The 11616-nt window shown below is 55.7% G+C and carries 12 protein-coding genes; 8 read left to right on the forward strand and 4 right to left on the reverse strand.

Annotation, left to right across the window (positions count from 1 at the left end):
- Positions 1 to 3: 3 nt before the first annotated feature.
- Positions 4 to 516 (reverse strand): Rsd/AlgQ family anti-sigma factor, encoded by a 513-nt coding sequence (locus tag GTGU_RS18585; RefSeq protein ID WP_038160628.1) that lies wholly within the window; start codon positions 514 to 516, stop codon positions 4 to 6.
- Positions 517 to 614: 98 nt separating this feature from the next.
- Between GTGU_RS18585 and nudC the strand changes: the two genes are divergently transcribed.
- The 6 genes from nudC (at position 615) to GTGU_RS18615 (ending at position 4971) form a co-directional block, all read left to right on the forward strand.
- Positions 615 to 1388 carry an NAD(+) diphosphatase gene (gene nudC, locus GTGU_RS18590; RefSeq protein WP_038160631.1) on the forward strand — a complete coding sequence of 258 codons (774 nt, stop codon included), beginning with the start codon at positions 615 to 617 and terminating at the stop codon, positions 1386 to 1388.
- Positions 1389 to 1428: 40 nt separating this feature from the next.
- Complete coding sequence (hemE, locus tag GTGU_RS18595) at positions 1429 to 2493, forward strand: uroporphyrinogen decarboxylase (RefSeq protein ID WP_038160634.1); 1065 nt, start codon at positions 1429 to 1431, stop codon at positions 2491 to 2493.
- Positions 2494 to 2502: 9 nt separating this feature from the next.
- The gene (gene nfi / locus GTGU_RS18600; RefSeq protein WP_038160637.1) at positions 2503 to 3171 is read left to right on the forward strand and encodes a deoxyribonuclease V; all 669 of its coding nucleotides are present in this window, start codon (positions 2503 to 2505) and stop codon (positions 3169 to 3171) included.
- Positions 3172 to 3216: 45 nt separating this feature from the next.
- Positions 3217 to 3807, forward strand: coding sequence for a YjaG family protein (locus GTGU_RS18605; RefSeq protein WP_038160640.1), 591 nt, complete (start codon positions 3217 to 3219; stop codon positions 3805 to 3807).
- 186 nt (positions 3808 to 3993) lie between these two features.
- On the forward strand, positions 3994 to 4266 hold the full coding sequence (hupA, locus tag GTGU_RS18610; protein WP_006816568.1) for a nucleoid-associated protein HU-alpha: 273 nt from the start codon (positions 3994 to 3996) through the stop codon (positions 4264 to 4266).
- 12 nt (positions 4267 to 4278) lie between these two features.
- The gene (locus tag GTGU_RS18615; RefSeq protein WP_038160645.1) at positions 4279 to 4971 is read left to right on the forward strand and encodes a DUF1481 domain-containing protein; all 693 of its coding nucleotides are present in this window, start codon (positions 4279 to 4281) and stop codon (positions 4969 to 4971) included.
- A 2-nt stretch (positions 4972 to 4973) separates the two neighbouring features.
- Here the strand turns inward: GTGU_RS18615 and zraP are convergent, their stop codons facing one another.
- The gene (zraP, locus tag GTGU_RS18620) at positions 4974 to 5414 is read right to left on the reverse strand and encodes a zinc resistance sensor/chaperone ZraP (RefSeq protein WP_038160647.1); all 441 of its coding nucleotides are present in this window, start codon (positions 5412 to 5414) and stop codon (positions 4974 to 4976) included.
- A gap of 252 nt (positions 5415 to 5666) precedes the next feature.
- Between zraP and zraS the strand changes: the two genes are divergently transcribed.
- Together zraS and zraR are read left to right on the forward strand one after the other, a co-directional pair.
- Positions 5667 to 7055: a two-component system sensor histidine kinase ZraS gene (gene zraS, locus GTGU_RS18625; protein WP_038160650.1), complete on the forward strand. Its 1389-nt coding sequence runs from the start codon at positions 5667 to 5669 to the stop codon at positions 7053 to 7055.
- The gene (gene zraR / locus GTGU_RS18630) at positions 7052 to 8386 is read left to right on the forward strand and encodes a sigma-54-dependent response regulator transcription factor ZraR (protein WP_038160653.1); all 1335 of its coding nucleotides are present in this window, start codon (positions 7052 to 7054) and stop codon (positions 8384 to 8386) included. Before zraS ends, zraR begins: the two co-directional genes overlap by 4 nt.
- Here zraR and purD read toward each other — a convergent pair.
- Both purD and purH read right to left on the reverse strand, forming a co-directional pair.
- A complete protein-coding gene (purD, locus tag GTGU_RS18635; RefSeq protein ID WP_038160655.1) occupies positions 8383 to 9672 on the reverse strand; it encodes a phosphoribosylamine--glycine ligase in 1290 nt (429 codons plus the stop codon). The two genes, zraR and purD, sit on opposite strands and share 4 nt — an antisense overlap.
- A 15-nt stretch (positions 9673 to 9687) precedes the next feature.
- Entirely contained in the window at positions 9688 to 11277 is a 1590-nt protein-coding gene (gene purH / locus GTGU_RS18640) for a bifunctional phosphoribosylaminoimidazolecarboxamide formyltransferase/IMP cyclohydrolase (RefSeq protein WP_038160659.1), read from the reverse strand.
- Between the last annotated feature and the right edge of the window lie 339 nt (positions 11278 to 11616).

An 11616-nucleotide genomic window follows, 5' to 3' on the forward strand; every position in this document is an offset into this window, starting at 1 on the left:
TGCTTAAGAACTCAAGCGAGGGCTGTCGACATTGCTGGCGTCGCTGGCAACAGGGCTTCGTTGGTTGCTCTGCGCCAGCACAATCAGGTTATCTTCCAGCGTAAACCGAGCGGCCAGCGCTTCACCAATGCCGGACAGCGACTGCTGGAATTCCAGATAGTTGTCATTATCAATAGCATTTTCGAGGCTGGAGTCGTAATAATCCATGATCTGCTGGGTGTTGGCCTCCAGCCGCGAATAGAGTTTAGTTGCCTCTAAATGTGGGCTATTTGCTTCCAGTTCACGGATAATACGCTCATAAATTTTAAAATGTCCGGCGGAGAGGTAGTCCACCAGGCTCTGACAGAAATCATCGAGCGCTTTTTCGTTCAACCGCATATATGATTCTTTGCCAGGCTTGATGCCAACCAGATTATAGTAAGCAACGAGCAGATGCTTACGTACGTGCAGCCATTGATCGATAAACTGATTACTTCCGCCAACGCGTTCCGTCAGGCTTTCTAGCTGGTTTAGCATGTTTGACTCCGCAAGTTTAAAAGTAGAAAACTGCTCACCCGGGAAATGTAAAAACTATGTTATCAAATTGCCAGTGAAGCCAAGGTAGTGCAATAGATATGGATCGTATAATTGAAAAATTAGATCGTGGCTGGTGGATCATCAGCCATGAACAGAAATTATGGCTCCCTGCGGGAGAATTGCCTCATGGCGAGGCGGAAAAATACGATCTTGTCGGGCAGACCGCGATGCAGATCGGTGAATGGCAGGGCGATCCCGTCTGGCTGGTGCAGCAAAATCGCCGCCATGACATGGGTTCGGTACGTCAGGTGATTGATCAGGACGTCGGGCTATTTCAACTGGCCGGGCGCGGCGTACAACTGGCTGAATTTTACCGCTCGCATAAATTCTGCGGCTACTGCGGACACACCATGCACCCCAGCAAAACCGAGTGGGCGATGCTGTGCAGCCACTGCCGGGAACGCTATTATCCGCAAATCGCCCCCTGCATCATCGTCGCTATTCGTCGCGACGATTCCATCCTTCTGGCGCAGCACACCCGGCACCGCGGCGGCATCCATACGGTGCTGGCGGGGTTTGTTGAGGTGGGTGAAACGCTGGAGCAGGCAGTGGCGCGTGAAGTCATGGAAGAGAGCGGGATCAAAATCAAAAACCTGCGTTACGTGACCTCGCAACCCTGGCCCTTCCCGCAGTCGTTAATGACGGCATTCATGGCGGAGTATGAGAGTGGCGATATTGTTATTGATCCCAAAGAGTTGCTCGAAGCGAACTGGTATCGTTACGACAATCTGCCGTTGCTACCGCCCCCGGGAACCGTCGCCCGTCGCCTGATAGAAGATACCGTGGCATTGTGCCGGGACGATGATTACTGACGTGTTACACTGAGCGCCTGACGCATAAAGGAACTGCAAAATGACCGAACTGAAAAACGATCGTTATCTGCGTGCGCTGCTGCGCCAGCCCGTTGATGTCACCCCGGTATGGATGATGAGACAGGCGGGACGCTATCTGCCGGAATACAAAGCCACCCGCGCGCAAGCGGGGGATTTCATGTCGCTGTGCAAAAACGCCGACCTGGCCTGCGAAGTCACGTTGCAGCCGCTGCGTCGTTATCCGCTAGATGCGGCGATCCTCTTTTCGGACATCCTCACCGTACCGGATGCAATGGGTCTCGGGCTCTATTTCGAAGCGGGTGAAGGTCCGCGTTTTACCTCACCGGTTAAGAACAAAGCCGATGTCGACAGGCTGCCGATCCCCGATCCTGAACAGGAACTTGGGTATGTCATGAATGCGGTGCGCACCATTCGCCGCGAGCTGAAAGGCCAGGTGCCGCTGATCGGTTTCTCCGGGAGTCCGTGGACGCTGGCGACCTATATGGTGGAGGGTGGCAGCAGCAAAGCCTTTACCGTCATCAAAAAAATGATGTATGCCGATCCCGCAACGCTGCATGCGCTGCTTGATAAGCTGGCAAAAAGTGTCACCCTTTATCTGAATGCGCAAATTAAGGCGGGCGCGCAGGCTGTCATGATTTTCGATACCTGGGGCGGTGTACTGACCGGGCGTGACTACCAGCAGTTCTCGCTTTACTACATGCACAAAATCGTTGATGGCCTGCTACGTGAAAACGACGGGCAGCGTGTGCCGGTGACACTGTTCACCAAAGGTGGCGGTCAGTGGCTGGAGGCGATGGCTGAAACCGGCTGTGACGCGCTCGGGCTGGACTGGACGACCGATATCGCTGACGCGCGTCGTCGCGTGGGCGATAAAGTCGCGCTGCAGGGCAATATGGACCCGTCAATGCTGTACGCTCCGGCGGCGCGCATTGAGGAAGAGGTTGCCACGATCCTTGCGGGCTTCGGGCATGGCGAAGGGCATGTGTTCAACCTCGGGCATGGTATTCATCAGGATGTTCCGCCAGAGCACGCTGGCGTGTTTGTGGAGGCGGTGCATCGACTTTCTGAGCCGTATCATCAGTAAGGAGCCGTTATGGATCTCGCGTCACTACGCGCGCAACAACTTGAACTGGCCTCATCCGTGATCCGCGAGGATCGTTTAGATAAGGATCCACCGACGTTGATCGCTGGTGCTGACGTGGGGTTTGAGCAGGGCGGCGAAGTTACTCGCGCGGCCATCATCCTGCTGAAGTATCCTTCGCTTGAGCTTATCGAACATCAGGTGGCGCGCGTCGCCACCACCATGCCATACATTCCTGGCTTTCTCTCTTTCCGTGAAACCCCGGCGCTGAGCGCGGCCTGGGCGCAGCTTTCGCAAAAACCGGATCTGCTGTTTGTGGATGGTCATGGTATCTCGCATCCACGTCGTCTTGGCGTAGCCAGCCATTTTGGCCTGCTGGTGGATGTGCCGACCATCGGTGTGGCGAAAAAACGCCTGTGCGGTAAGTTTGAACCGCTCTCGCCAGAGCCTAGCGCGCTGGCACCGCTGATGGATAAAGGCGAGCAACTGGCGTGGGTGTGGCGCAGCAAGATCCGCTGTAATCCGCTCTTTGTTTCAACCGGCCACCGTGTCAGCATTGACAGCGCGCTGGCGTGGGTACAACGCTGCATGCGCGGCTACCGCCTGCCAGAGCCGACGCGCTGGGCTGACGCCGTAGCCTCGGGCCGCCCGGCGTTTGTTCGTTGGCAGGAAATTCAGTGATGATTCAGGTACACTGCCGCTAATTTTCGAATCCGGGATGTCATCATGTTACAAAACCCCATTCATCTGCGTCTGGAGAAGCTGGAAAGCTGGCAGCACACGACGTTTATGGCCTGCCTGTGCGAGCGCATGTATCCGAACTACGCGATGTTCTGCAAAGAGACGGAGTTTGGTGATCCGCATCTTTACCGCCGTATTCTCGACTTAATCTGGGAAACGCTGACGGTCAAAGACGCGAAAGTGAACTTCGACAGCCAGCTTGAGAAACTGGAAGAGGCGATTCCGGCGGCGGACGACTACGATATGTATGGTGTCTATCCGGCTATTGATGCCTGCGTGGCGTTAAGTGAACTGGTGCACTCGCGTTTAAGTGGTGAAACGCTGGAGCATGCGGTTGAAGTCAGTAAAACGTCCATTACCACAGTAGCGATGCTGGAAATGACCCAGGCCGGTCGTGAGATGACCGACGAAGAGTTGAAAGAAAACCCGGCGGTAGAACAGGAATGGGACATCCAATGGGAAATTTTTCGTCTGCTTGCGGGCTGCGAAGAACGCGACCTGGAACTGATAAAAGGGCTCCGTGCCGACCTCCGCGAAGCGGGTGAGAGCAATATTGGTATAAATTTTAAGCAGTGAGACGACAAAACGTGATTTACCGCGTGATTTGTCGTGCCTGAAGGCTTCACATCTGCCCCCCGTCTGGTCTACATTTGGAGGGCGAAAAAAAGTGGCTATCGGTGCGTATATGCAGGAGAGTGCTCTTAAGGCATATCCGTCGCACTCGATGCTTAGCAAGCGATAAACACATTGTAAGGATAACTTATGAACAAGACTCAACTGATTGATGTAATTGCGGACAAGGCTGATCTGTCAAAAGCACAGGCAAAATCTGCTCTGGAATCCACCCTGGCTGCTATTACTGAGTCTCTGAAAGAAGGTGATGCTGTACAACTGGTTGGTTTCGGTACCTTCAAAGTGAACCACCGCGCTGAGCGCACTGGCCGCAACCCGCAGACCGGTAAAGAAATCAAAATCGCCGCAGCTAACGTACCGGCATTTGTTTCTGGTAAAGCACTGAAAGACGCAGTTAAGTAAGACAGCGTGGCAGTGAACAGTTTTATCGAAGGGGCGGTTTCGCCCCTTTTGTCCCTCTGGCGTCGAGTGCTGGCGCTGACGGGCGTGCTGTTGCTGTCAGCCTGTAGTCATAATTCCTCGCTTCCGCCGTTTACCGCCAGCGGTTACGCGGACGATCAGGGCGCGGTACGCCTGTGGCGTAAAGATGCCAACGGCGAGACTCATCTTCTTGCCGCGTTTAGTCCCTGGCGAAGCGGAAACACCTCAACCAGCGAATACCGATGGCATGGCGATACGCTGACGCTGATTGAACTCAATATCTACAGTAAAACGCCCGAACACATTCGCACCCGTTTCGACGATCACGGCGAACTCAGTTTTATGCAACGTGAAGTGGATGGGCAGAAACAGCAGCTTTCCAGCGATCAAATCGCCCTATACAAATTCCGGGCAGAGCAACTCCGTCTGACCAGCGACGCGTTGCGTCACGGGCGCGTGGTGCTGCGTCAGGGACGCTGGCATGCCGATCAAACGGTCACTACCTGTGAAGGCCAGACAGTGAAGCCTGACCTTGAAGCCTGGGCGTTATCGCGCATTCAGCGCCGCCAGAACCACTCTTCTCTGGAAGTAAGTGTCGCCTGGCTTGAGGCGCCGGAAGGGTCTCAGCTGCTGTTGGTGGCAAACGAAGACTTCTGTACCTGGCAGCCGCAGGAAAAAACCTTCTGAGATTACCAGCGGCCCATGCCCATACCCATGTGACCGCCGCCACGATGCATTCCGCCACCACAACCGCCGTAACCCATTCCGGCACCGCGCGGCAAGCCGGATTCCGCTAACGCAATATCAAATTTCACGCGCTGCTGATCGAGCTGCTGATTCAACGTTGCCATCTCGTTCGCCACGGACTCAATTTTCGCGCTGTCCGGCGAGCTGGCGGTGATCAGCGCATTGTACTCATAGCGTTTTGACATCAACTGCTGACGCAACTGGCTGGTCTGCGTGTAGTAGTCGTTATGCAGTTTCTGCAGGGTGGTTTGCTGCTCTGGCGTCAACGGGTTGTAACCCTGACCGCCCATGCCGTAGCCGGGTTGGGCCAGTGCTGCGCTGCTGCCAATTGTCAGCGTGGCGATAGCGATCAGCGCCAGGGTGAATCCTTTATTTCGTTTCATCGTGTTTCTCCTAATTGAACCATTCATCCCCTTTTTGCATCTTCCGTGCCAGAGACAAAAACCGCGCAGGGACAGGGGCGTTCAAGTGAGAAGACAGACGAAACGAGTAAAAATGACTCGCCAGTCAGTCGTGGGTGGGTCTTTTTTACCCGGCAAAAGGTCCGGGACATGCCTGAGGACAAAGTTATCCGCCAGCAAAAGTGGCATGGTTTCTGCTGCACAGGGGAGAACATCAACGTAAAGGAAGCATTCATGAGCCTGATGCGTTTACCGAAAGGATCAGCCGCCAGCTGGCTAAGCGGATTGCTGGCGGGTCTGACGCTGCTGCTGATTGGCCTGTTCACAGTACTGATTGTTCGCGACTATGCGCGGGAAAATACCGCCGCACGGCAGAACCTGGAGGAAAAAGGGAGCGTATTAATCCGCGCGCTGGAGTCAGGGACGCGCGTCGGCATGGGCATGCGGATGCATCAAATGCAGCTACAGGCGCTGCTGGAGGAGATGGCCTGGCAGCCCGGCGTATTGTGGTTTGCGGTGACGGACGACGCGGGGAGGATCACCGCGCACAGCGATCCGCAACAGGTCGGCAAAACGCTCTATTCCGCTGCCATGATGCGCGAACTGGGTATCGGCGAGCGGGAGCGCTGGCGGCGGATCGTCACCCCCGGGCCAGCTCTGGAGATCTATCGTCAGTTTCGCCCGCAGAATCCCGCGGGCCGGCACCACATGCGCATGATGTCCCGACGAGGCGGAGATTGTTTTGCCAGCACGCCACAGGTGATTTTCATCGCCCTGGACGCCAGCGAGCTGGATGCGACGCTGGCACGAGAGCGGCGAAACATGATTATCATGCTTTGCGCTGCAGGCGTAGTGCTGTTCGCCACAGTTTCTGCGCTGTTCTGGTTTCGACGCTATCAGCGCTCCTGGCTGCAGCTGCAGGAGGCAAACAAACGCAAAGAGAAACTGACGGCGCTGGGGCATCTCGCGGCAGGCGTCGCGCATGAGATCCGTAATCCGCTCTCATCCATCAAAGGCATTGCGAAATATTTTGCCGAACGCGCGCCGTCAGACAGCGAATCACACGCGCTGGCGCAGGTAATGGCGAAAGAGGCCGACAGGCTGAACCGGGTGGTGAGTGAGCTGCTGGAGCTGGTGCGTCCACCGCACCTTTCCCTGCAAGCAGTTGACGTCAATGCGCTGATCACCCATTCGCTGCAACTGGTGAGCCAGGACGCGAAGAGCCGGGACATTGATCTGCAATTTCACGCCCGGCCCGAACTGCGGCTGATTCAGGCCGATCCGGACAGGCTGACCCAGGTGTTGCTGAATCTGTATCTGAATGCGATTCAGGCGATCGGTCGCGACGGCACGCTTTCCGTTGCGGCCAGTGAGTGTGAGGGGCAGCAGTTGAAAATCACCATCAGTGACAGCGGGAAAGGGATAGCGCCGGAACAACTGGAGGCGATTTTTACCCCCTATTTCACCACCAAAGCCGACGGCACCGGGCTTGGTCTGGCGGTAGTACAGAATATTATTGAACAGCATGGCGGAACAGTTCAGGTTGAAAGCACCGCAGGCGAAGGTGCCGTCTTTACGCTGTTTCTGCCGATGAACGCATCACAGAAGGACAGGCAAGGATGACTCGCACGAAGGTCAATATTCTCGTGGTTGATGATGACATCAGCCACTGCACAATATTACAGGCGCTTCTCCGTGGTTGGGGGTATGACGTCACGCTGTCGTACAACGGGCGGCAGGCGCTGGAACAGGTGCGGGAACGTATTTTCGATCTCGTGTTGTGCGATATTCGTATGGCAGAAATGGATGGAATTGAAACGTTAAAAGAGATCAAAGCGTACAATCCGGCGATTCCGATCCTTATCATGACCGCCTTCTCCAGCATTGAAACCGCTGTGGAGGCGATAAAGTCCGGTGCGCTCGATTACCTGACGAAGCCGCTGGATTTCGATCGACTGGAGGAGACAATATCCCGCGCGCTGGTGCATACGCATCAACCGTCTGCCGCGCCATCACCCGTTTCCGCTATGCAGTTCGGCATGGTAGGGCAAAGCCCGGCGATGCAGGCCCTGCTGCAAGAGATCGCGCTGGTGGCACCCTCGAATGCCACAGTGCTGATTTGCGGCGAATCCGGTACCGGCAAAGAGCTGGTCGCCAGAGCGTTACATGCCAGTAGCGAGCGCTGCGATAAGCCGCTGGTGATCTTTAACTGTGCGGCGCTGAACGAGTCGTTACTGGAGTCAGAGCTGTTTGGGCATGAGAAAGGGGCATTTACCGGCGCGGATAAACGTCGCGAAGGCCGTTTCGAGGAAGCGCAGGGTGGCACTCTGTTTCTGGATGAAATCGGTGATATCTCACCATTAATGCAGGTCCGGCTGTTACGGGCCATTCAGGAGCGAGAGATACAGCGCGTCGGCAGCAACAAAACAATCGCCATCGACGCCAGGCTGATAGCCGCGACGCACCGCAATCTGGCTGAAGAGGTGGCCGAGGGGCGTTTCCGCCAGGATCTTTACTATCGCCTGAATGTTGTGACCATTGAGATGCCTCCGCTGCGTCAGCGCCGGGAAGATATCCCGTTGCTGGCCGAACACTTTCTGCAACGCTACGGCGAGCGAAACCGCAAACCAGTCAAAGGTTTTACGCCGCAGGCGATGGATTTGTTGATCCACTATCCCTGGCCAGGAAACATTCGAGAACTGGAGAACGCCGTTGAGCGCGCGGTGGTGTTATTAACCGGCGAGTATATTTCAGAAAGAGAATTGCCGTTGTCGATTGTCAGCGCCGTCGTGCCGGAAGTCGATGACGCCGAAGAAACCGCGATTCAACCACTGGTGGAAGTGGAAAAAGAGGTGATTCTGGCGGCGCTGGAAAAAACGGGCGGCAACAAAACTGAAGCCGCCCGTCAGTTGGGGATCACGCGTAAAACATTGCTGGCAAAACTAAGCCGCTAGTTTTTCTCGCGTGCAATGGCACGATAGCCGATGTCGTTACGGTAGAAACTGCCGTCCCAGTGGATATCATGCAGTAATTCATAAGCGCGTTTCTGCGCCTGCGCCACGGTCTCGCCGAGTGCCGTCACACATAGTACGCGTCCGCCGCTGGTCAGCACCTGGTCGTCATCAGAGAGGCGGGTGCCAGCGTGGAAGACTTTACCGTCAGCAACCTCTTCCAGCGGCAAGCCATGAATGATATCACCCGTGCGATAACTGCCCGGATAACCACCGGCAGCGACCACCACGCCGAGCGAGGCGCGCGGATCCCAGCGTGAAGTTTTCGTATCGAGTTTGCCGTCACACGCTGCCAGGCACAGTTCTACCAGATCGGATTGCAGACGCAACATGATCGGCTGTGTTTCCGGGTCGCCGAAGCGGCAGTTGAATTCAATCACCTTCGGGTTGCCCTGCTTGTCGATCATCAGACCCGCATAGAGAAAACCGGTGTAGGTATTGCCTTCCGCCGCCATGCCACGCACGGTTGGCCATATGATGCGTTCCATCGTGCGCTGGTGGACCTCGTCGGTCACCACTGGCGCAGGCGAGTAAGCGCCCATACCGCCGGTATTCGGTCCGGTATCACCGTTACCCACGCGTTTGTGATCCTGGCTGGTTGCCATCGGCAGCACATTTTCACCATCCACCATCACAATGAAGCTGGCTTCTTCACCATCAAGGAATTCTTCGATAACGATGCGGTGTCCGGCGTCGCCAAACGCATTGCCCGCCAGCATATCGTTCACCGCGGCCTCCGCTTCTTCCAGCGTCATTGCCACGATCACCCCTTTGCCTGCGGCCAGGCCGTCTGCTTTAATGACAATCGGCGCGCCTTTTTCACGCAGGTAAGCCAGCGCAGGCTCCACTTCCGTGAAGTTCTGGTATTCCGCCGTGGGGATCTTATGACGAGCGAGAAAATCCTTCGTAAACGCTTTTGAACCTTCCAGTTGCGCGGCGCCTTCGGTCGGACCAAAAATTGTCAGGCCAGCGGCACGGAATGCATCCACCACGCCAATGACCAGCGGGGCTTCCGGGCCGACGATGGTCAGACCGATTTTTTCGTTCTGTGCAAAGCTCAGCAGTGCCGGGATATCCGTTGCGCTGATGGCGACGTTTTGCAACGCAGGCTCCAGCGCTGTGCCCGCATTGCCCGGGGCGACATACACGGTGTCAACCAGAGGCGACTGCGCGGCTTTCCACGCCAGCGCGTGCTCGCGCCCGCCGTTTCCAATGATTAATACTTTCATTCTCTGCTCCGTGAATTAATGGCGGAAGTGGCGCATGTCGGTGAAGATCATCGCGATACCGTGTTCATCGGCGGCGGCGATCACTTCGTCATCACGAATGGAACCGCCCGGCTGGATAACGCAGGTGATGCCGACAGCTGCTGCGGCATCGATACCATCACGGAACGGGAAGAATGCATCCGACGCCATCGCCGACCCTTTTACTTCCAGTCCTTCGTCACCGGCCTTAATACCTGCTATTTTCGCGGAATAAACGCGGCTCATCTGGCCCGCGCCAATCCCGATCGTCATGTTGTCTTTCGCATAGACAATGGCGTTAGATTTAACGAATTTCGCTACTTTCCAGCAGAACAGCGCGTCACGCAGCTCCTGGGCGGTCGGCTGACGTTTGGTCACCACGCGCAGTTCGGCTTCCGTTACCATGCCCAGATCCCGGTCCTGAACCAGTAAACCACCGTTGACGCGTTTGAAATCCAGACCTGCCATGCGTGATGCCCACTCACCGCAGGTCAGGACGCGGACGTTCTGTTTTGCAGCAGTAATTTTGAGGGCTTCCAGGGAGGCTGTTGGGGCGATGATCACTTCAACGAATTGACGGGAGATAATGGCTTGTGCAGTTTCGGCGTCCAGCTCGCGGTTGAATGCAATGATGCCGCCAAATGCGGAAGTCGGATCGGTTTTATAGGCACGATCGTAGGCGTCCAGAATGGAATCACTGACGGCGACGCCGCACGGGTTTGCGTGCTTCACAATCACACATGCCGGTTCGCTAAACGCTTTCACGCATTCCAGCGCAGCATCGGTATCGGCGATGTTGTTATATGAAAGTGCTTTGCCCTGTAACTGTTGCGCTGTCGCCACAGACGCTTCTTTCACATTCTCTTCTATATAGAAGGCGGCCTGCTGGTGGCTGTTTTCGCCATAACGCATATCCTGCTTCTTAATGAAGTTCAGGTTGAGAGTGCGCGGGAAGCGGCCAGACGGCGTGTCGGTGTCGCCGTGGTACGCCGGCACCAGGCTGCCGAAGTAATTGGCAATCATGCTGTCGTAAGCGGCGGTATGCTCAAAGGCTTTAATGGCCAGATCGAAACGGGTCTCAAGGGTGAGAGATCCTTCGTTCGCATCCATCTCTTTAATAATGGCGCTGTAGTCGCTGCTTTTCACCACGATGGCCACATCTTTATGGTTCTTAGCTGCGGAGCGCACCATCGTCGGACCGCCGATATCGATATTCTCAACAGCGTCTTCCAGCGTGCAGCCTTCACGCGCTACAGTCTGCGCGAAGGGGTAGAGATTAACAACCACCATATCAATGGGCGAAATGGCGTGCTGCGCCATGATGTCGTCATCCTGACCGCGACGGCCCAGAATGCCGCCATGAACTTTCGGGTGCAGGGTTTTAACGCGTCCATCCATCATTTCCGGAAAACCGGTGTAGTCAGAGACTTCAGTCACCGGCAGGCCTTTCTCTGCCAGCAGACGCGCGGTGCCGCCGGTGGACAGCAGCTCCACACCACGAGTGGAAAGTGCCTGTGCGAATTCGACGATACCGGCCTTGTCAGAAACACTGAGCAGAGCGCGGCGGACTGGACGACGTTGTTGCATGGTATAAATCCCCAGGATTTGAACATTACAGAGAGCGTTAGGTGAATTTTCCATAAAAAACTCAACTAACGCGCCTGACCCGGCATCTTTCGCTTAGCGCGGCATTGTAACGAAAACGTTTGCGCGACGCTCGCGAATTTTCATTTTTTCTCGGCGTTGTGGATAAGTATGTGTGTAAACAGGTATAACCCGGGGTTTTGCTGGGGAATGCAGCAGTCAGTCATTTTTGTGTCATTTTTCTGTTGCGGGCAGCAGAGAACTCCCTATAATGCGCCTCCATCGACACGGCGCTTGTGAACAACATCACACAGCGACGAAACGTCGGAAGAGAAAAACGCT

This window comes from Trabulsiella guamensis ATCC 49490, from assembly GCF_000734965.1.
Taxonomy (GTDB): domain Bacteria; phylum Pseudomonadota; class Gammaproteobacteria; order Enterobacterales; family Enterobacteriaceae; genus Trabulsiella; species Trabulsiella guamensis.

What these genes read in the sequence shown, in the direction of transcription:
- hupA (WP_006816568.1), top strand. Translation starts at nt 3,994, where the DNA reads ATGAACAAGACTCAACTGATTGATGTAATTGCGGACAAGGCTGATCTG.
- zraP (WP_038160647.1), bottom strand. Translation starts at nt 5,414, where the DNA reads ATGAAACGAAATAAAGGATTCACCCTGGCGCTGATCGCTATCGCCACG.
- purH (WP_038160659.1), bottom strand. Translation starts at nt 11,277, where the DNA reads ATGCAACAACGTCGTCCAGTCCGCCGCGCTCTGCTCAGTGTTTCTGAC.
- nudC (WP_038160631.1), top strand. Translation starts at nt 615, where the DNA reads ATGGATCGTATAATTGAAAAATTAGATCGTGGCTGGTGGATCATCAGC.
- GTGU_RS18605 (WP_038160640.1), top strand. Translation starts at nt 3,217, where the DNA reads ATGTTACAAAACCCCATTCATCTGCGTCTGGAGAAGCTGGAAAGCTGG.
- GTGU_RS18585 (WP_038160628.1), bottom strand. Translation starts at nt 516, where the DNA reads ATGCTAAACCAGCTAGAAAGCCTGACGGAACGCGTTGGCGGAAGTAAT.
- purD (WP_038160655.1), bottom strand. Translation starts at nt 9,672, where the DNA reads ATGAAAGTATTAATCATTGGAAACGGCGGGCGCGAGCACGCGCTGGCG.
- hemE (WP_038160634.1), top strand. Translation starts at nt 1,429, where the DNA reads ATGACCGAACTGAAAAACGATCGTTATCTGCGTGCGCTGCTGCGCCAG.
- zraS (WP_038160650.1), top strand. Translation starts at nt 5,667, where the DNA reads ATGAGCCTGATGCGTTTACCGAAAGGATCAGCCGCCAGCTGGCTAAGC.
- nfi (WP_038160637.1), top strand. Translation starts at nt 2,503, where the DNA reads ATGGATCTCGCGTCACTACGCGCGCAACAACTTGAACTGGCCTCATCC.
- zraR (WP_038160653.1), top strand. Translation starts at nt 7,052, where the DNA reads ATGACTCGCACGAAGGTCAATATTCTCGTGGTTGATGATGACATCAGC.